Below are 18697 nucleotides of genomic sequence, written 5' to 3' on the forward strand. Positions count from 1 at the left end.
ATGCAGAAGCTGACCGGCACGCTCCGGAGCTACCCCTGGGGATCCCGCACCCTCATCCCGGAGCTGCGCGGACTCCCCTCACCCTCCAGCCGGCCAGAGGCGGAGCTGTGGTTCGGAGCCCACCCGGTCGGATCGTCCACCATCGCTGACCGTGCCCTGACCGAGATCATCGCCGAGGACCCTGTCTCGGCCCTCGGTGAACGCGTGCACCGGCAGTACGGGGACAGCCTGCCTTTCCTGCTGAAGCTCCTCGCTGCCGCCGAACCGCTCTCCCTGCAGGCCCACCCCTCGGCGGAACAGGCCCGGGAGGGTTTCGAGAGGGAGAACGCGCAGGGCATCCCCCTCAACGCCGGCAACCGCAACTACCGCGACCCGCGGCATAAACCGGAGCTGGTCGTGGCGCTCACGGATTTCCACGCCATGGTGGGTTTCCGTCCCCTCGACCAGACTCTCGAGCTCTTCTCCGTGCTGGACTGCCCGCAGCTGGACCGCTACCTGACCATCCTCGACCCGGGGTCCGAGTCCGACAGCCTGCGCGGGTTGTTCACCACGTGGATCACCATCCCCACGTCCGCCCGCACGAAGCTCATCGACGCCGTCGTCGAGGCGGCACGTGGCCGGCTCGACCGCGGGGACTGGATCTCCGGGGTGCTGGCCACGGTGCTGGAGCTGGAGGAGCGCTACCCCGGGGACATCGGTGTCCTGGGTGCGCTGCTGCTCAACCACATCCACCTCAGCCCGGGGGAGGGCGTCTATCTGGATGCCGGGCACCTGCACGCCTATGTCAGAGGCCTGGGGGTGGAGGTGATGGCCAACTCCGACAACGTCCTGCGCGGGGGCCTGACCTCAAAATATGTCGATGTGCCGGAGCTGGTGCGCATCCTCGACTTCGCCTCGGTGGACAGCCCCGTGGTCACCTCCTGCGGAGGTGAGTACACCGTCCCTGCAGAGGAGTTCACTCTCCTGCACTGCCTGGTCTCGGCTGGGTCACCCCGGGAGATCGACCACGATGGTCCCACCATCGCGCTGTGCACCTCCGGCACCGTCCGGATCGGGGATCTGGAGCTGACCCCCGGTGAGGCGGCGTGGATTCCTGCTTCTGCTTCGGCATGCGTTGCCACGTCCACGGGGACGGGCGAACTGTTCATCGCGAGTGCCTGAGGCGGCTCCCGGGACCGCCTAATCCGGGAGGCTGGATCCTGCGGGGGCGGGCTGCGGGGTTGTGGTTGCCGGGGTGGTCGGGGTCTGCGTGGGCGCCGTGGCAGGTGCGGCAGGTTCCGGGGCCGCCGGCTCTGCGGGGGTGGGGGTGCCGGCATCCGGCGTCGGGGTGGTCTGCGTCTGCTCCGGCCCCGGGGGCGTGGTGGTGGTCCCGGTGTCCTCGGGCCTGCCGGAGACGGTCCCCGCCCCGGTGGGGGTCGGTGTCGGCGTCGGCTGAGCGGTGGACGGCTCCGTGGTGGTGGGCGTGTCCATGATGTTGTCCGGCCGGTAGATCACCGTGGGGCCGATGTCGGTGGGTGCTGACTGGACCACCGCGTTGGGTGCCAGATAGGGATCATCGGCGGTGGCTGCGGCTGGCGCGGGTGGGGTGCTCGCCGTGGAGAGTCCGGATTCCCCGGGGTCCGGAGTGGGCACGATCTGACCAGCGGTATCGGAATTTGTGGATACCTCGGCGGTGACCGTGGCAATATCAGAGGCGGAAGGAGTGGAGGGCGTGCTTGCGCGCCATACTCCGTACCCGACGGCGGCCGCAGCGAGCAGGCCAACGGCGATAAAGAGGTAGACGCGACGCTTCTCGGTGTTCACCTGGCCCTTTGTCCCTTCCATGAAACGTACTGGTAACAACTCGGTAACAACATAGCAGAAAACATGTGCGCGGACGCTTATTCCGCGGGATCACCACCGGTCCCGCACGCGCATTCGGAGAGGACGTGGACGAAAATGACCACCTGGGATGTCGCCATCTTCGGCGAGGACGACAACATCGATTTCCTTGATGAGCTCGCGGATCTCGATGACGAGGACATTGTGGAGGCGGTCCGTGACGCCTGCCTGCTGGTGCTGAAACAGCCGAAGGTCACGGAGGTTGAACGGCTGAATGGATTGGCGGCAGCGACGATCGCCGCCATCTGGGCGGGCGCGCCCTTCTCCGCCGGCGAGGTCGCCGATTCCTACCCCTTCATCCGCGAGCTCATCGGCTCCGGAGACGAGACCCTCAACGAGGCTGCGGCCGAGCTGCTGGAGACCGTGGGGGAGGAGGAGGACGTGGAGGCCTTCGTCGAGGCGGTCTCTTAGCGCCGGTGAACAGCGCTAGGGTGTGAGGGACCCGTTTCTTCCCGGAGAAGGAGTTCCCCATGCCCACCCCGCCGCCGGCAACCGACTTCAAGGTCGCCGACCTCTCCCTGGCCGAGGCCGGACGCCACCAGATCCGTCTGGCGGAGTATGAGATGCCTGGTCTGATGGCCCTGCGGGAGGAATACGGCGCGGAACGGCCCCTGGCCGGCGCACGTATCGCCGGTTCCATCCACATGACGGTGCAGACGGCAGTGCTCATCGAGACGCTCACCGCGCTGGGGGCGGAGGTCCGCTGGGCCTCCTGCAACATCTTCTCCACCCAGGACGAGGCCGCTGCCGCAGTGGTCGTGGGCAAGGAGGGCACCCCGGAGAACCCGCAGGGGGTGCCGGTCTTCGCCTGGAAGGGCGAGACACTCGAGGAGTACTGGTGGTGCATCGACCAGATTTTCCGCTGGGGCGACGTCGAAGCCAACATGATCCTCGACGACGGCGGGGACGCCACCATGGCCGTGATCAAAGGCCTGGAGTTCGAGCAGGCCGGCACGGTACCGGAGGCCCAGGAGACTGACGCCGACGAGTACACCGCCTTCCTGGGCATGCTGCGCGGCACCCTGGCGGAGGATGCCGGGCGGTGGACCCGGACCGCGGCGGCGGTCAAGGGCGTGACCGAGGAGACCACCACGGGAGTGCTCCGCCTCTACCATTTCGCTGAACAGGGGTTGCTGCCCTTCCCGGCGATGAACGTCAACGATGCGGTGACCAAGTCCAAATTCGACAACCGCTACGGCACCCGCCACAGCCTCGTCGACGGCATCAACCGTGCCACGGATATGCTCATCGGCGGCAAGAACGTCCTCATCTGCGGCTACGGTGACGTGGGCAAAGGCTCCGCGGAGGCCATGGCAGGCCAGGGTGCGCGCGTGAAAGTCACAGAGATCGACCCCATCAACGCCCTGCAGGCCCTCATGGACGGTTTCCCCGTGGTCACCGTGGAGGAGGCGATCGCGGAGGCGGACATCGTCATCACCGCGACGGGAAACAAGGACATCATCACCTTCGACCACATGCTCCAGATGAAGGACCACGCCCTGCTGGGCAACATCGGCCACTTCGACAACGAGATCGACATGGCCTCCCTCCTGCGCCGGGCGGATGTCTCGCGCACCACCATCAAGCCGCAGGTCGACGAGTTCCACCTGCCCAACGGCAGGGCGATCATCGTGCTGTCCGAGGGCCGTCTGCTCAATCTGGGCAACGCCACCGGGCACCCCTCCTTCGTCATGTCCACCTCTTTCGCCGACCAGACGATCGCCCAGATCGAGCTGTTCACCAGGGCGGGGGAGTACACCAATGACGTCCACCGCCTGCCCAAGATCCTCGACGAGAAGGTTGCCCGCATCCACGTGGAGGCTCTCGGTGGCCGGGTCACCGAACTGAGCAAGGAACAGGCCGAGTACATCGGCGTGGATGTGGCGGGTCCCTACAAGCCGGAGCACTACCGATACTGATGATCATCGCAATTGAAGGAATCGACGGGGCAGGCAAGAACACCCTCGTCCGCGCAATCCGGGAACAGGCGGGTGTCCCCGTCGACGTCCTGGCCTTCCCCCGTTATGAAGTCTCCGCCCCGGCCCAGCTGGCGGCGGAAGCCCTGCACGGCCGGATGGGAGATCTCACGGACTCCGCCTACGCCATGGCCACCCTCTTCGCACTGGACCGGTATGGTGCGCGTGAACAGCTGCTGCCCTACGTGGACTCAGAGCGGATCATCCTGCTTGACCGCTATGTCGCCTCCAACGCGGCCTACTCTGCGGCCCGGCTGCAGGATGATGCGGTGATGGACTGGGTCCATGATCTGGAGTTCGACCGGCTGGGTCTGCCGCTTCCGGATCTGCAGGTGCTGCTGGCCACGGAACCGGTCACTGCGGCGCAGCGGGCGATCTCCCGGGAGGCGCAGGATACGTCCCGGGAACGGGATCGTTATGAAACTGACTCCGGCCTGCAGAAACGCACCTATGATGCATATCAGAGGCTTGCTCAGCGCGGCTGGGCGGGTCGTTGGGTTGTCACCACCGATCCGGCGGATATCCTGCAAGAACTCAGATGATCATCAAAGGACAGTGATTCTCCATGGCGCACAAGATTCTGGTCGTCGACGACGATCCATCGATCTCCGACATGCTCACCCTCGTTCTCGAGACCGAGGGCTTTGAGCCACACGCCGTCATGGACGGCAATGAGGCCGTGCCCGCCTTCCGTCAGCATCAGCCGGATCTCATCCTCCTGGACCTCATGCTCCCGGGTATGAACGGGGTGGACATCTGCCGGGAGATCCGTCAGGAGTCCTCGGTACCCATCGTCATGCTCACCGCCAAGACGGACACCGTCGATGTGGTGCTCGGTCTGGAATCGGGCGCGGACGACTACATCACCAAGCCCTTCAAGCCGAAGGAGCTGATCGCGCGCATCCGGGCGCGTCTGCGCCGGACGGAGGCCACGCCGAACGAGATCATCGAGGTCGGTGACCTGGTCATCGACGTCCCGGAGCACACCGTCAAGCGCGGCAGCGAGGAGATCTCGCTGACCCCGCTCGAATTCGACCTGCTGCTGGAGATGGCCCGCAAGCCCCGCCAGGTGCACACCCGCGAGGAGCTGCTGGAGAACGTGTGGGGTTACCGCCACGCCTCCGACACCCGCCTCGTCAACGTGCACGTGCAGCGGCTGCGCGCGAAGATCGAGAAGGACCCGGAGAACCCGCAGATCGTGCTCACCGTGCGTGGCGTGGGCTACAAGACAGGCATGGGGGAGTAACTCATAGTCCAGAAGCTCGTCGCCTATTTCCAACGGGTGGTTGACCGCATCAGCGAGACGTGGCGGACCTCGCTGCAGGTGCGGGTCATCGGGTCGATCTTCCTCGCCTCGGCGGTGGTCATGTTCATCCTGGGCATGGCGCTGATCTCCGTGGTCACCTCGCGTCTGGTGGATTCGAAGCTGGACATCGCGAACTCGGAGATCGACCGTGCCCGTGTGACCGTCGAACAGCAGATTGACGCGACCGCGGCCACGTCGACGCTGCAGGTGCGCATCACCTCGGCCCGTGCCTCGTTGACGCAGCGCACCTCCCAGTCGGATATTGCGGCTGTCTATGAGCCGGTGCTGCTGGTGGACAACCCCGACGGGACGGTCATCTCCGCGCCGGAGGGTTACCGCATCCCGGAGAAACTGCGGCGCTTCGTCTCCGAGGACCAGGTCTCCTACCAGTTCGCCAACGTCAGCCGCACCGACGGCTCGACCTATAATGCGCTGGTCATCGGCACTCCGACGGACACGGACATCCCGGACCTGCAGGTCTACCTGGTCATGTCGATGGAATCGGACGAGTCGACCCTGGCGCTGCTGCGTGGCCTGCTCTCGGCGGCCGGTGTGGTCGTCGTCGTGCTGCTCGTCGGCATCGCCTGGCTGGCCACACAGCAGGTGACGGCGCCGGTGCGCTCGGCGTCGAGAATCGCCCAGCGCCTGGCCGCCGGGCACCTGCGTGAGCGCATGGCCGTCGACGGTGAGGACGAGATGGCGCGACTGGCCATCAGCTTCAACGACATGGCCGAGAAGCTGTCCAGCCAGATCCACCAGCTGGAGGAGTACGGCGACCTCCAGCGACAGTTCACCTCGGACGTCTCCCACGAGCTGCGCACCCCGTTGACCACGGTGCGCATGGCCGCCGACATGATCGCCTCCGACCCGGACAGCCTCGAGCCGCACACGAGGCGCGCCTCCGGGCTGATGATCCGCGAGCTCGACCGCTTCGAGGAGCTGCTCACGGATCTGCTGGAGATCTCGCGCCACGACGCCGGCGTCGCCGACCTCTCCGAGGCGCGTATCGACGTCCGCTCCTGCATCACCTCCGCCTGGGAACAGACCGAACACCTGGCGACGAAGCTCGAGGTCGACGTCCGCTTCGCCATCCCGGAGGAGCCGGTGCTGATCACGGGCGATTCCCGCCGCATCGAGCGCGTCCTGCGCAACCTCATCGCCAACGCCATCGACCACTCCGAGGGCAACCCGATCGACGTGGTGCTGGCCGAGAATGAGAACGCAGTGGCCATCACGGTGACCGACCACGGCGTGGGCCTCAAACCGGGTCAGGAGGAGCTGGCCTTCAACCGTTTCTGGCGTGCCGACGCCTCCCGCCGCCGCCACTCCGGCGGCACGGGCCTGGGTCTGGCGATCGCCCGCGAGGACGTCATCCTCCACGGTGGACAACTCGACGCCGCCGGCACGATCGGGGTAGGTTCACAGTTCCGGGTGCTGCTGCCGCGGGAGCCGCAGCAGACGATCCTCCAGAGCCCCCTCGAGCTGGAGGCCCCGGCAGCAGAAGCTCCGACAGAAGAGGCTCCGACGACATGAGACGCCTACGGACACTGAGTGCAGGAATGGCCGCCGCCGCCCTGCTCACCGCATGCACCACCCTGCCCACCAACACCGAGCCGCAGGCGTTGCGCTCCTTTGAACCCCAGGTGGTCGAGCAATCCGATCTGGGCCCGGCGGAGGGCCAGGAGCCGGACCTGCTGCTGCGGGACTTCTACACCGCCTCCGCGCACCCCACGCAGGACTACCAGGCGGCGCGTTCCTTCCTCACCCCGGAGGCCGCCGAACGGTGGAATCCGAGCGAGTCGGTGCTGGTGGTTGACCGCATCGACCTGGTCACCCAGCCGGGTTCCACCATCGGGCAGCACTCCTTCAGCGTGCGTGGCGCGGTGGTGGGCAGACTGGCCGCCGGCGGTTCCTATGAGCCGGAGAACGGCGTCTACGAGGCCACGATCGAGATGGTCCGGGAGAACGGTGAGTGGCGCATCTCCGCCCTGCCGGCCGGCGTGGTCCTGGAGCGCACCGAACTGCGCAACCAGTTCCAGCCGCACCGGGTTTTCTTCACAGCGCCCTCCGGTCAGGCCCTCATCAGCGACCGCCGGTGGATCTACTCCGGCCAGCAGGGACTGGACACCGCCCTGATCACCCTCATGATGGAGGGGCCCTCCCCGGCGCTGGCCCCGGCCGTGGACCCCCTGCTGCCCCCGGAGGCCACCTTCGCTGGCGTCGTCGATGGTGCCTACCAGTTCACCGGCTTCACTGATGTGGACGTGGAGGCCCGCCGGCTCTTCTCCGCCCAGCTGGTGTGGACCCTGGCCGTGGCGAACATCCCCGAGCCCTACACCGTGCTGGTCGACGGGGCCCCGCTCTCACCCGGCTATGAGCGTCTGACCACCGATGACTTCGCCGAATTCAATCCGCTGATCAACACGAACGCGATCATCCCGCTCTTCGCACTCACCGACGGCGTGGTCCGCCGTGTGGCCGATGAGCAGGTCCTGCCCGTCGAAGGCGAGCTGGGCAGCCTGGAGAACATCGAGTCGGTCGACATCACCGCCGACGGCGAGGTCGCCGCCGTACAGAAGAACGGCACCGGTCCGGACAGCTCCGTGCTGCTGGCGGGCACCCTGGAGGGGGGCCTGGATGAGGCGTTGCGGGCCGAGACGATCTCACGGCCCACCTTCGAGGTGGACTCGCGGAGCCAGTGGGTCGTCGTCGACGGCGACACGATTGTCCGCGTCGTCTACTCCGGCCCCAGCGGGGAGTTCAGCCGCTCCACGGTCGACTCCTCAGAGCTCGACGGGCTCGAAGGCGACATCTCGGTTCTCCGGCTCTCGCACTCGGGTGCCCGGGTGGCCATGATCATCAACGGCCGCGTCCACGTCGGCGTGGTCCAGCGCGTCGGCCCCGCGGACAAACGCATCGTCAACGTCCGCGAGCTCGCCCCGCAGCTGGGTGGCACCGCCCTGTCCCTGGACTGGCAGCCCGACGGTTCGCTGCTGGTGGGCACCTCCACCCCGGAGACCCCGATCTGGCGGGCGGAGCAGGACGGCTCAGCAGTGACCTCCCTGCCCTCCGGCAACATCACCGCCCCTGTCGTGGCGGTTGCCGCGACCCCGTCGATGATCTACCTGACGGACGCGAACGCGGTCCTCCAGCTGCCGGGCACGGGCGGCGACAACGTCTTCTGGCGTGAGGTCGCCGGCCTGCAGGGCGTGCGTTCCGCGCTGGTCGCCGCCTACTGACCCGCCGCTGACGATGACGGACCTGCTGCTGCCGCGCCGCTGCGCCGGCTGCGGCGCGCCGGGTGGTGATCTGTGCCGGAGGTGCCGGATGATCCTGCGCACCCCGCCGCAGCGGATCCACACCCGCGTTGATCCGCATGTTCCGGTCTGGTCGCTGGGTGCCTACGCCGGCCCCCACCGCCGTGTGGTCCTGGCGATGAAGGAGCACCGGCATCTGGCGGTGCGCCGGTTCCTCGGCCCGGTGCTCGCCGCTGCGGTCACCCACCTGCAGGCGCGTGGTGAGCTTGCTGACGCCCCCGTGCTCGTCCCCGCGCCGACCAGGGCGGCGTCGGCACGCATGCGCGGCGGGGATCCGGTGACCGACGTCTGTGCGGCCACGGGGCTGCCGGTGAGCGTGGCGCTGCGTCACGGCCGACGCATCAGCGACCAGGTCGGACTCGGCGTCGAGGGCCGGCGGGCCAACCTCTCGGGTGCGCTGGAGCTGCGCCGGATCCCCACCGGCCCGGTGCTGCTGGTTGATGATGTGGCCACGACGGGATCCACCCTCGCGGCCAGTTCAGAGGCACTTTTCGCGGCCGGCTGCGAGGTGGTCGGGGCGCTCGTTATCTGCCATGCATGATTCCCGGGGTGGTGGGGCACTGGTTGTGACCGGCGATGTAGCATGGGAGGTGACTTGAGTTGTCCCACCAAATAAGGGAGGAAGCAGATGACATCACCTGCTGAGAACACCGATGTCCTGAGCCCCGAGGCACAGGTCACCATCACCGGTCGGAATGTCGAGGTCCCGGAGCACTTCGCTGAGCGTGTCAACAGCAAGCTCGCCAAGATTGAGCGCCTCGACCCGACCCTGACGTTCTTCCACGTGGAACTCCAGCACGAGCCGAACCCGCGCCGTGACTCGGAGTCCGACCGTATCCAGATCACCGCCACCGGCAAGGGCCACCTGGCCCGGGCCGAGGCCAAGGAGGACAGCTTCTACGCCGCCCTGGAGACCGCTCTGGGGAAGATGGAGCGCTCCCTGCGCAAGGTCAAGGCACGTCGCTCGATCTCCCGTTCGGGACACCGTGCACCCACCTCGACCGGTGTCGCAGCCGCCGAGATGGTCGCTGAGGCTGAGAAGGCCCGTGAGGCCCAGGACCAGTACGACGTCGATCCGTACGCCGATTCCGTCAAGGATGTCGTCCCGGGTCAGGTCGTGCGCAGCAAGGAGCACACCGCCACCCCGATGAGCGTTGACGACGCCCTGTCGGAGATGGAGCTCGTCGGCCACGATTTCTACCTCTTCATCAACGAGGAGAACAACCGCCCGTCGGTGGTGTACCGTCGCCACGCCTTCGACTACGGTCTGATCTCCCTCGCCGAGGAAGAGAAGTAGGAATTCCTGCCTGAGCACCGCCACCGCCGCCTCCACAGGCCCTTCCGGGCCGCTGGGGCGGCGGTGTCGTCGTTGTTGCGTACAATGACGCAGAAACTAGTTTCCATATCGACCACAAAGGACGACTGCACGTGTTTGGACTGTCCAAGCTGCTCCGCGTCGGTGAAGGGCGCACCGTCAAGCGACTCAACAAGATCGCGCAGGATGTTCTCGCCCTCGAGGACGAGTACGCTGCGCTGAGTGATGAGGAACTCAAGGCGAAGACCGACGAGTTCCGGGCGCGCCTCGCCGACGGGGAGACCCTCAACGACCTGCTCCTGGAGGCCTTCGCCACCGCACGTGAGGCGGCCTGGCGTGTGCTGGGTCAGAAGCACTACCTGGTCCAGGTGATGGGTGGCGCCGCCCTGCACTTCGGCAACGTCGCCGAGATGAAGACGGGTGAGGGCAAGACCCTGACCTCGGTGCTGCCCGCCTACCTCAACGCCCTCGAGGGCCGGGGCGTGCACATCGTCACGGTCAACGACTACCTGGCCAGGCGAGACGCCGAGATGATGGGTCGCGTGCACCGCTTCCTCGGTCTGTCCGTCGGCGTGATCCTCTCCGACATGGATCCGGATGAGCGGGAGGAGGCCTACGACGCCGACATCACCTACGGCACCAACAACGAGCTGGGCTTCGATTACCTGCGTGACAACATGGCCCGCTCCCTGGACGACCTCGTCCAGCGTGGCCACCACTACGCCATCGTGGATGAGGTCGACTCGATCCTCATCGACGAGGCGCGTACCCCGCTGATCATCTCCGGTCAGGTCGACGGTTCCTCGCAGTTCTACAACGTCTTCGCTGAGCTGGCTCCGCGCATGCGGGTGGGCATCCACTATGAGCTGGACCAGCGTCAGCGCACGGTGGGTGTGCTGGAGGAGGGCGTGGCCTACGTCGAGGACCAGCTGGGCATCGACAACCTCTATGCCCCGGAGAACTCCCAGCTGGTCGGTTACCTCAACAACGCGCTGAAGGTGAAGGAGCTCTTCGAGCGTGACAAGGACTACATCGTGCGCAACGGTGAGGTCATGATCGTGGACTCCTTCACCGGACGTGTGCTCTCGGGCCGCCGCTACAGCGAGGGGCTGCACCAGGCCATCGAGGCCAAGGAGAAGGTGGAGATCCAGAGCGAGAACCAGAGCCTGGCCACCGTCACCCTGCAGAACTACTTCCGTCTCTACGAGAAGCTGGCCGGCATGACCGGTACCGCCGAGACGGAGGCCGCCGAGCTGCACCAGATCTACAAGCTCGATGTGGTGCCGATCCCGACGAACCGGGACAACCAGCGTGAGGACATGGTCGACCGCGTCTACAAGACGCAGGAGGCGAAGTTCGCGGCCGTAGCCGAGGACATCGCCGAGCGTGTGGAGAAGGGCCAGCCGGTGCTGGTGGGCACCACCTCGGTGGAGCGTTCCGAGTATCTCTCGCAGTTGCTGCAGCGCCGCGGTATCCCGCACAAGGTCCTCAACGCCAAGCACCACGAGGAGGAGGGTGAGATCATCGCCCAGGCCGGTGTGCCGGGCGCGGTGACCGTGTCCACCAACATGGCCGGCCGTGGTACCGACATCGTCCTCGGCGGCAACCCCGAGGTCATGCTGGACATCCGTCTGCGGGCGCGCGGTCTCGACCCCTTCGAGGATGAGGAGGCCTACCAGGCCGCCTGGGACGCGGAGCTGCCGAAGGCGAAGAAGCGGGCCCAGGAGCTGGGTGACCAGGCCCGCGCGGCCGGCGGTCTCTATGTGCTGGGTACCGAGCGCCACGAGTCGCGCCGGATCGACAACCAGCTGCGTGGTCGTGCCGGCCGTCAGGGTGATCCGGGTGCGACCCGTTTCTACCTGTCCATGCGTGATGAGCTCATGGTGCGTTTCGTGGGCCAGTCCATGGAGAACATGATGAACCGTCTCAACGTGCCGGATGATGTGCCCATCGAGGCGAAGATGGTCACCAACTCCATCAAGGGCGCGCAGGCGCAGGTGGAGAACCAGAACTTCGAGGTGCGCAAGGACGTCCTGAAATACGATGAGGTGCTCAATGAGCAGCGCAAGGTCATCTACGCCGAGCGCCGCGAGATTCTCGAGGCCAAGGACATCCGCCAGTACATCCGCAACATGATCGACGAGACCATCGGCGCCTACGTGGATGGTGCCACCGAGGTCGGTTATGTCGAGGACTGGGACCTGGCCTCCCTGTGGAAGGCACTCGAGTCGCTCTACGGCCCGAGCTTCACGTGGCAGGAGCTTGTCGACGGCTCGGAGTACGGCTCCCCGGGTGAGCTCACCGCCGAGCAGCTCCGCGAGGCGCTCACCGCCGACGCCCAGCGTGAGTACAGTCAGCTGGAGGAGAATGTCTCCGCCATCGGCGGCGAGGCGCAGATGCGCAACCTGGAGCGCATGGTCATCCTGCCGGTGATCGACACCAAGTGGCGCGAGCACCTCTACGAGATGGACTACCTCAAGGAGGGCATCGGTCTGCGCGCCATGGCACAGCGTGATCCGCTGGTCGAGTACCAGAAGGAGGGCGGCGACATGTTCAACGCCATGAACGACGCCATCAAGGAGGAGACCGTCCGCCAGCTGTTCATGCTGCGCAAGCAGTTCGAGCCGCAGCCGGCTCCGCAGGTCACCGAGGCCTAGCCCGTCAGAGGACCCGGAAGCTCACGAGCTGCCGCCCGGACATCCGGGCGGTGAAGGCGTGGGCCCGGCCGGCGGAGACGGCGGTGCCGAAGAGTTCTCCGCCGGAACGCAGGTGGAGGGTGTCCACCCGCACGGGCCCGCGGATGCCCTGCCGTTGGCGGGCCGCCGCGTGCAGGCGCACCGGGGTGGCGAACTGCGGGGCCTTGAGCTGGGGGACCGGGCGCATTCCGAAGGCCGTCTCCAGGGCGATGCGCACGAGTGTCTCCGCGCGGTGCCGGGAGCCGTCGACGGCCGGTGGCGGGGGCGGGGCGAGGTCGGCAAGCGGGGGCCGGGGGACGAGCACCTTCAGGTGTGTGAGACCGGGTACGGGGGACAACATGACTGCTCCAGTGAGGACACTCGGGGCAGACGCGGGATGGGCTGGGTATCATTGTGACACGCAGACAGCGATAACACATCTGAGGGAGCAGCGAGTGCGTGGACTGATCGTCGATTTTGTCGGAGTACTGGACGGGCCGGAGGAGGACCAGCGCCGCTGGAAGAACCTCTTCGCGGCGGCGAAGGCCAACGGTGTGGCCACGGCCATCCTCTCCAACGACCCGGGGGGCCCGGCCGCGGAGCACATCCGTGAGTGGGAGTACCGCGGCATCGTCGACGCCGTCCTGCTCTCCGGTGAGATCGGGGCGGAGAAGCCTGAGCCGGCGGCCTTCGCAGCGGTGGCCGAGGCCATCGACCTGCCGGTCAACGACTGTGTGCTGGTCGACGACTCCATCCTCAATGTCCGTGGTGCCGTCGAGGCTGGTCTGGTGGGCGTGCTCTACCAGGTCTTCGACCGCGCGGTCATCGAGATCTGCGCCATCTTCGACATCGAGGGCGAGTTCTAGGTGCGCGTCTACCTGCCGGCGACCTTCGCCATGCTGACCGGCCTCAACGAGACGGGGACAATGCCCGTCCGTTCCGGCTGGGGTTTCGCCGCCACGCCCGCCCTGGTGGAGTTCTACACCGCCGGTGACGAGGAGGAGATCGGCTACGCCGCCTACCTCGACGCAGCGGAGGCGTCCCTGCGACTGCTGGCCATCGGCGACGAGGAGGCCTTCCCGCACCGCCGGGTGGTCGTCTCCGTCGACGTGGATGACTCAGCGGTGACCCTGGCCCCGGAGAACGGGGAGTCCGTGGTCGCGCTCTCGCCCGCGGTGATTGAGCTGGCCGATGTCGCGGCCATCCACATCGACATCGAGGAATCGGAGGAGGCGACGAAGGCCGCGATCAAGGTCATCGACGCCTCCGACCTCGGTGATGAGGACGCCGAGCTGACAGTGGGGGATGCCCAGGAGAATTTCATGGCATTCTACGATCCCACTGAGCTCCCTTTCCTGATCGAACTGCTCTAGGAAACTGCCGCGGGAATCCTGCGGCGTGGCGATGGACAACAAGGTTACGTTGGCGTAGGCTACGCGATCGTAACCAAATGCTATTCCTTCTGAGGAGGGGTCGATGACCGAATCGCCCGACGGACTCGCCCGCTTCCGCGGCATCCTGAGACGTTTCACCACACCGCTGCTGCCGGACGACTACACCGTCCTGGCCAACCCGCTGTGGTCCCGGCGTGAACTGCGCGGAAAAATCGAGAGCGTCGAACGTTTCCCCGACGACACCATCCACCTGGTCATCCGCCCCGGCTGGGGCGTCCCGGTGCACTTCAAGGCCGGCCAGTACATCGGTATCGGCCTGCGTGTGGACGGGCGCTACACCTGGCGCAGTTACTCCCTGACCAACACCCCCGACACCCGCGACGGACTGTTCTCCATCACCATCCGCGCCGTGGAGAAGGGCAGGCTGTCCACCCACCTCATCGGCACCGCCAGGCCGGGCATCAACGTCCGCCTGGCCGCCCCCGCCGGTGACTTCCACCTCACCGACCCGCTGCCGGAGAAGCTGCTCTTCGTCACCGCCGGTTCCGGCGTGACCCCGGTCGTGGCCATGCTGCGCAGCCTGGAGGAACGCCGCGGGGAGAGCGACATCAAGGTCGTCCACTCCGTGCGCAACCGCGCCGATCTCATCTTCGAGGACGTCCTCGAGGACTTCGACGCCCACACCCAGGTCACCTCCCAGGACGGGCGCGTCTCCCCGAAGGTCCTGGAGCAGCTCGTGCCCGACTACGCCGAGCGCGTCGTCTACGCCTGCGGCCCGGCCACCATGCTCGATGAGCTGGAGACCTGGGCCGAGGAGCGCGGCGTGGAGATCCGTGTCGAACGCTTCACCCTCGACCGCGTCTCCGACGCCAAGGGCGGCACCATCACCTTCGCCCGCCAGGGCGTGGAGACCACCGTCGACGGCGCCACCACCATCCTCGAGGCCGGCGAGGCCGCCGGCGTGCAGATGCCCTTCGGCTGCCGCATGGGCATCTGCCAGACCTGCGTCCGTGAGCTCGTCGACGGCCACGTCCACGACCTGCGCACCGGCGACACAAAGGAACCCGGTTCCCGCATCCGCACCTGCGTCGGCGTCGCCGCCGGCGATGTCACCATCGACGCCTAGGAGACCCACATGGCAATCGACAACATCAAGGCATACTCCCACCTCACCGACGAGGACATCCGCGAAATCGGCAGCCGCCTCGACGCCATCAAGGAGGAGTTCGAGGCCGACCTCGGCGAGAAGGACGTCCGCTACATCAAGGGGCTGATCCGTACCCAGCGCTACATCGAGATCGCCGGCCGCGGCGCCCTCCTCTTCTCCGGGAAGAAGCCCTTCTGGCTCGCCGGCGTCGCCCTGCTCTCCCTGTCCAAGATCCTCGAGAACCTCGAGATCGGCCACAACGTCATGCACGGCCAGTGGGACTGGATGAACGACCCGGAGATCCACTCCACCACCTGGGAATGGGACAACGTCTGCCCCTCCTCACAGTGGATGCACACCCACAACTTCGCCCACCACAAGTACACCAACATCCTGGGCATGGACACGGACGTCGGTTACGGTGTCCTGCGCGTCACCCGTGACCGCAAGTGGTCCGCGATGCACGCCTTCCAGCCGCTGATCAACGTCACCCTGGCTTCCCTGTTCCAGTGGGCCGTGGGCTTCTATGACGTCGAGCTGGGCAAGCTCGCCGCCGGCCGCACCACCTGGAAGGAGACCGCCCCGAAGTTCTGGGAGACCGCCCGCAAGGCCGGCACCCAGGGGCTGCGTGACTACCTCCTCTTCCCGGCGCTGTCCGGCCCCAACTTCCTCCACACCGTCACCGCCAACGCCACCGCGAACTTCATCCGCTCCGTCTGGGCCTACGCCGTGATCTTCTGCGGACACTTCCCGGACGAGGCCGAGACCTTCACCAAGGAACAGTGGAAGAACGAGACCCACGACGAGTGGTACCTGCGCCAGATGCTCGGATCCGCCAACTTCCGCGGTGGCAAGATCCTGACCATCCTGTCGGGCAACCTCAACTACCAGGTCGAGCACCACCTCTTCCCGGACATGCCCTCGAACCGCCTGTCGGAGATCGGCAAGCGCGTCGAGGCGATCTGCGAGGAATTCGACCTGCCCTACAACACCGACTCCTTCCCGGCCCAGCTGCTCAAGGTTCAGCGCACCCTGCTGAAGCTGTCCCTGCCGAACAAGCTCCTGGCCGCCGACCGCGACAACGCGCCCGAGGTCCGCTCCAACGCAGCCTTCACCAAGTACCCCGAGCTGGAGGACAAGGTCTGGGTCGGCGAGAACGAGGCCGGCCAGCGCTCCGGACTGCGCTCGGGCCTGGACTTCCTGGCGAAGCTGCGCCCTTCCGCCAAGGAAGCGGTACTCAACTTCACCGGCCGCACCCCGGAGTGGCGCAACCGCGTCGCCGCACCGGAGCCGCAGAAGGCCGTGTAGTCCACCCCTGAATGATGCAGCCCCCGCCCGGAGTGAATCCGGCCGGGGGCTGTCTGCGTGTCAGACAATAGGCAGAACCCGGCCCCTACATCTCCCACTCATTGTTGGAACTCAGGGCCTCGAGCAGCTTGCGTACCGCATCCCGGCGCCGCGCGGAGGCGGTGTCCGGCTCGAGGTCATCCAGGGCACATTCCGGATCTGCCGGGGGACCGAGGTGGGTGCAGCCGCGCGGGCAGTTCTCCACGGCAGCGGCGAGATCCTCGAAGACACCGACGACGGTGTCCGCGTCCACGTGGGCCAGGCCGAAGGAACGGATACCGGGGGTGTCGATGATCCAGCCGCCCTCGGGCAGCCGGAGCGCGACGGACTGGGTGGAGGTGTGCCGTCCCTTGCCCACCCCGGAGACCACGCCGGTCGCCCGGTCGGCATCAGGAACGAGCCGGTTGACCAGGGTGGATTTGCCCACACCGGAGTGGCCGACCAGGGCCGTGACCTTGCCGGTGACCAGGTCGCGGACCTCGTTGACGGGGTCGTCGACGCCGGCGATGACGACCCGGACGTTCAGGTCGGCGAATTCGGCAGCGAAGGGGGCGGGGTCCGTCAGGTCGGATTTGGTCAGGCAGAGGATGGGCTCGACGTTGCCTACGAAAGCGGCGATGAGGGCGCGCTCCACGAAGCCGGAGCGGGGTGGGGGATCGGCGACGGCGGAGACGATGAGCAGCTGGTCGGCGTTGGCCACGACGATGCGCTCGTAGGGGTCGGTGTCGTCGGCGGTGCGCCGGAGCACGGAGGTGCGTTCCTCCAGCTTGACGATGCGCGCCAGAGTGCCCTCCCGGCCGGAGGTGTCACCGACGAGTCCGACGCGGTCGCCGACCTCGACGGCGGTGCGGCCCATCTCACGGGCCCGCATGGCGATGATCGCCTCCTCCCGTCCGTCGAGCATGACACCCCAGCGACCGCGGTCCTTGGTCACGACCATGCCGAACTCGGCGTCATCATGCGCGGGGCGGTCCTTGGTGCGCGGGCGGGTGCCGCGGCGGTTGGGGCGGATACGGATGTCGGATTCGTCCCACTGTCGGTTAGCCACGCACATCACCCATGGACCATGTCCTCCCACATGTGCTCGAAGCCGGGGAGGGTCTTGGAGGTGGTCTGGACGTCCTCAACCTGAACGCCCTCGACAACCAGTCCGATGATGGCGCCGGCGGTGGCCATGCGGTGGTCGGCGTAGGAGTGCCACACCCCACCGCGGAGGTCGGTGGGGGTGATGCGCAGGCCGTCGTTAAGCTCCCGGCAGTTCCCGCCGAGCTTGTTGATCTCGGTGCTCAACGCTGCAAGGCGGTTGGTCTCGTGGCCGCGGAGATGGGCGATGCCGGTCAACTCGGAGGGGCTGGTGGCCAGGGCAGCCAGGGCCGCGACGGTGGGGGTGAGTTCCCCGATGTCGGACATGTCCAGGTGGATGCCCTTGAGCTGGCCGCTGTCTGGTCCGGTGACCCGTAGGTCATGGCCCGGGCCCTGCTCGGCGGCGACGAGTTCCACCTCGCAGCCCATGCGCTCGAGGATGTCGCGGATGACATCCCCGGGCTGGGTGGTGTCCAGCGGCCAGTGCGGGATGCACACGGTGCCGCCGGTGACGGCCGCCGCGGCGAGGAAGGGGGTGGCGTTGGACAGGTCCGGCTCGACGTGCCAGGTACGGCCCTGGATGGGACCGGGGTGGACCTTCCAGGTGTTCTCGGAGACGTCGACGCGCACGCCGGCGCGGCGCAGCATGGCCACGGTCATCTCGATGTGCGGCAGGCTCGGCAGCTTCGGGCCGGTGTGGTGGACGGTGATGCCCTCAGTGAAGCGCGGGGCGACGAGCAGCAGGCCGGAGACGAACTGGGAGGAGCCGGAGGCGTCGATCTCCACGACGCCGCCGGTGGGGGTGCCCCTGCCTTCGACAGTGAAGGGCAGGGTATCGCCGGTGATCTCCACCCCGAGGGTGCGCAGGGCGTCGAGGATCGTGTTCATGGGCCGGACCCGGGCCTGCGGGTCGCCGTCGAAGATGACGGTGCCGGTGGCCAGTGCTGCCAGCGGCGGGACGAAACGCATCACCGTGCCGGCCAGCCCGCACTCCACTTCACCACCGTGCAGTGGTCCGGGTTCGATGCGGACACCCTCGGAGGTGTCGCGGACACCTGTACCGAGGGTGCGCAACGCTTCGGCCATGAGGTCGGTGTCGCGGGAGCGCAGGGCGTTCTCGATGACCGACGGGTAGTCGGCGAGAGCGGTGAGGATGTAGGCACGGTTGGTGATCGACTTGGAGCCGGGGATGTGCTGGGTCCACCGGATCGGTCCGTGAGCAGTGGGCGCGGGCCAGGGGGCGGTCATGTGGTCCA

18 protein-coding genes are annotated in these 18697 nt (G+C 67.1%); 14 read left to right on the plus strand and 4 right to left on the minus strand.

The annotated features are described in order from the left end of the window. Positions 1-1161: a mannose-6-phosphate isomerase, class I gene (gene manA, locus NYP18_RS03150; RefSeq protein ID WP_259426700.1), complete on the plus strand. Its 1161-nt coding sequence runs from the start codon at positions 1-3 to the stop codon at positions 1159-1161. A gap of 18 nt (positions 1162-1179) precedes the next feature. On the opposite strand, the gene NYP18_RS03155 is transcribed toward manA, so the two are convergent. Further along, positions 1180-1824 carry a hypothetical protein gene (locus tag NYP18_RS03155; RefSeq protein ID WP_259426701.1) on the minus strand — a complete coding sequence of 215 codons (645 nt, stop codon included), beginning with the start codon at positions 1822-1824 and terminating at the stop codon, positions 1180-1182. A 114-nt stretch (positions 1825-1938) separates the two neighbouring features. Here NYP18_RS03155 and NYP18_RS03160 point away from each other — a divergent pair, with 114 nt between their 5' ends. From NYP18_RS03160 to secA, 9 genes are all read left to right on the plus strand, one after another. Beyond that, entirely contained in the window at positions 1939-2292 is a 354-nt protein-coding gene (locus NYP18_RS03160; protein ID WP_259426702.1) for a DUF4259 domain-containing protein, read from the plus strand. A 59-nt stretch (positions 2293-2351) separates the two neighbouring features. Beyond that, on the plus strand, positions 2352-3800 hold the full coding sequence (gene ahcY / locus NYP18_RS03165) for an adenosylhomocysteinase (RefSeq protein WP_259426703.1): 1449 nt from the start codon (positions 2352-2354) through the stop codon (positions 3798-3800). Further along, entirely contained in the window at positions 3800-4399 is a 600-nt protein-coding gene (locus tag NYP18_RS03170) for a dTMP kinase (protein WP_259426704.1), read from the plus strand. The genes ahcY and NYP18_RS03170 overlap by 1 nt, the downstream gene beginning before the upstream one ends. A gap of 23 nt (positions 4400-4422) precedes the next feature. After that, on the plus strand, positions 4423-5103 hold the full coding sequence (gene mtrA / locus NYP18_RS03175) for an MtrAB system response regulator MtrA (RefSeq protein WP_126121431.1): 681 nt from the start codon (positions 4423-4425) through the stop codon (positions 5101-5103). A gap of 36 nt (positions 5104-5139) precedes the next feature. Beyond that, positions 5140-6696, plus strand: a complete 1557-nt coding sequence (gene mtrB / locus NYP18_RS03180; RefSeq protein WP_369415235.1) for an MtrAB system histidine kinase MtrB — start codon at positions 5140-5142, stop codon at positions 6694-6696. Beyond that, positions 6693-8402 carry an MtrAB system accessory lipoprotein LpqB gene (gene lpqB, locus NYP18_RS03185; RefSeq protein WP_259426705.1) on the plus strand — a complete coding sequence of 570 codons (1710 nt, stop codon included), beginning with the start codon at positions 6693-6695 and terminating at the stop codon, positions 8400-8402. Before mtrB ends, lpqB begins: the two co-directional genes overlap by 4 nt. Positions 8403-8490: 88 nt before the next feature. Then, positions 8491-9021: a ComF family protein gene (locus NYP18_RS03190; protein ID WP_259426706.1), complete on the plus strand. Its 531-nt coding sequence runs from the start codon at positions 8491-8493 to the stop codon at positions 9019-9021. Between the two features lie 87 nt (positions 9022-9108). Further along, complete coding sequence (gene hpf / locus NYP18_RS03195) at positions 9109-9777, plus strand: ribosome hibernation-promoting factor, HPF/YfiA family (RefSeq protein ID WP_259426707.1); 669 nt, start codon at positions 9109-9111, stop codon at positions 9775-9777. Between the two features lie 131 nt (positions 9778-9908). Continuing rightward, the gene (secA, locus tag NYP18_RS03200) at positions 9909-12452 is read left to right on the plus strand and encodes a preprotein translocase subunit SecA (RefSeq protein WP_259426708.1); all 2544 of its coding nucleotides are present in this window, start codon (positions 9909-9911) and stop codon (positions 12450-12452) included. Between the two features lie 4 nt (positions 12453-12456). Here the strand turns inward: secA and NYP18_RS03205 are convergent, their stop codons facing one another. After that, positions 12457-12831, minus strand: a complete 375-nt coding sequence (locus NYP18_RS03205) for a hypothetical protein (RefSeq protein ID WP_259426709.1) — start codon at positions 12829-12831, stop codon at positions 12457-12459. Between NYP18_RS03205 and NYP18_RS03210 the strand changes: the two genes are divergently transcribed. The 4 genes from NYP18_RS03210 to NYP18_RS03225 all read left to right on the plus strand — a co-directional run bounded on the left by NYP18_RS03210 (position 12830) and on the right by NYP18_RS03225 (position 16319). Further along, positions 12830-13336: an HAD-IA family hydrolase gene (locus NYP18_RS03210; RefSeq protein ID WP_369415236.1), complete on the plus strand. Its 507-nt coding sequence runs from the start codon at positions 12830-12832 to the stop codon at positions 13334-13336. The two genes, NYP18_RS03205 and NYP18_RS03210, sit on opposite strands and share 2 nt — an antisense overlap. After that, a complete protein-coding gene (locus NYP18_RS03215; RefSeq protein WP_259426711.1) occupies positions 13337-13843 on the plus strand; it encodes a DUF6912 family protein in 507 nt (168 codons plus the stop codon). A 103-nt stretch (positions 13844-13946) separates the two neighbouring features. Beyond that, entirely contained in the window at positions 13947-14990 is a 1044-nt protein-coding gene (locus tag NYP18_RS03220; RefSeq protein WP_259426712.1) for a ferredoxin reductase, read from the plus strand. Positions 14991-14999: 9 nt separating this feature from the next. Then, entirely contained in the window at positions 15000-16319 is a 1320-nt protein-coding gene (locus NYP18_RS03225) for a fatty acid desaturase family protein (protein ID WP_259426713.1), read from the plus strand. A gap of 85 nt (positions 16320-16404) precedes the next feature. Here NYP18_RS03225 and rsgA read toward each other — a convergent pair whose 3' ends face one another. Continuing rightward, positions 16405-17406, minus strand: coding sequence for a ribosome small subunit-dependent GTPase A (gene rsgA, locus NYP18_RS03230; RefSeq protein WP_259426714.1), 1002 nt, complete (start codon positions 17404-17406; stop codon positions 16405-16407). Positions 17407-17411: 5 nt separating this feature from the next. Then, positions 17412-18689, minus strand: coding sequence for a 3-phosphoshikimate 1-carboxyvinyltransferase (aroA, locus tag NYP18_RS03235; protein WP_259426715.1), 1278 nt, complete (start codon positions 18687-18689; stop codon positions 17412-17414). Positions 18690-18697: the final 8 nt, after the last annotated feature.

Source organism: Corynebacterium lemuris (assembly GCF_024919295.1).
Taxonomy (GTDB): Bacteria; Actinomycetota; Actinomycetes; order Mycobacteriales; family Mycobacteriaceae; genus Corynebacterium; species Corynebacterium lemuris.

Coding starts and splice junctions, on each gene's coding strand:
- NYP18_RS03155 (WP_259426701.1), bottom strand. CDS start 1,824: ATGGAAGGGACAAAGGGCCAGGTGAACACCGAGAAGCGTCGCGTCTAC.
- NYP18_RS03160 (WP_259426702.1), top strand. CDS start 1,939: ATGACCACCTGGGATGTCGCCATCTTCGGCGAGGACGACAACATCGAT.
- mtrA (WP_126121431.1), top strand. CDS start 4,423: ATGGCGCACAAGATTCTGGTCGTCGACGACGATCCATCGATCTCCGAC.
- lpqB (WP_259426705.1), top strand. CDS start 6,693: ATGAGACGCCTACGGACACTGAGTGCAGGAATGGCCGCCGCCGCCCTG.
- NYP18_RS03220 (WP_259426712.1), top strand. CDS start 13,947: ATGACCGAATCGCCCGACGGACTCGCCCGCTTCCGCGGCATCCTGAGA.
- NYP18_RS03190 (WP_259426706.1), top strand. CDS start 8,491: ATGATCCTGCGCACCCCGCCGCAGCGGATCCACACCCGCGTTGATCCG.
- NYP18_RS03205 (WP_259426709.1), bottom strand. CDS start 12,831: ATGTTGTCCCCCGTACCCGGTCTCACACACCTGAAGGTGCTCGTCCCC.
- hpf (WP_259426707.1), top strand. CDS start 9,109: ATGACATCACCTGCTGAGAACACCGATGTCCTGAGCCCCGAGGCACAG.
- NYP18_RS03210 (WP_369415236.1), top strand. CDS start 12,830: ATGACTGCTCCAGTGAGGACACTCGGGGCAGACGCGGGATGGGCTGGG.
- aroA (WP_259426715.1), bottom strand. CDS start 18,689: ATGACCGCCCCCTGGCCCGCGCCCACTGCTCACGGACCGATCCGGTGG.
- NYP18_RS03225 (WP_259426713.1), top strand. CDS start 15,000: ATGGCAATCGACAACATCAAGGCATACTCCCACCTCACCGACGAGGAC.
- manA (WP_259426700.1), top strand. CDS start 1: ATGCAGAAGCTGACCGGCACGCTCCGGAGCTACCCCTGGGGATCCCGC.
- ahcY (WP_259426703.1), top strand. CDS start 2,352: ATGCCCACCCCGCCGCCGGCAACCGACTTCAAGGTCGCCGACCTCTCC.
- NYP18_RS03170 (WP_259426704.1), top strand. CDS start 3,800: ATGATCATCGCAATTGAAGGAATCGACGGGGCAGGCAAGAACACCCTC.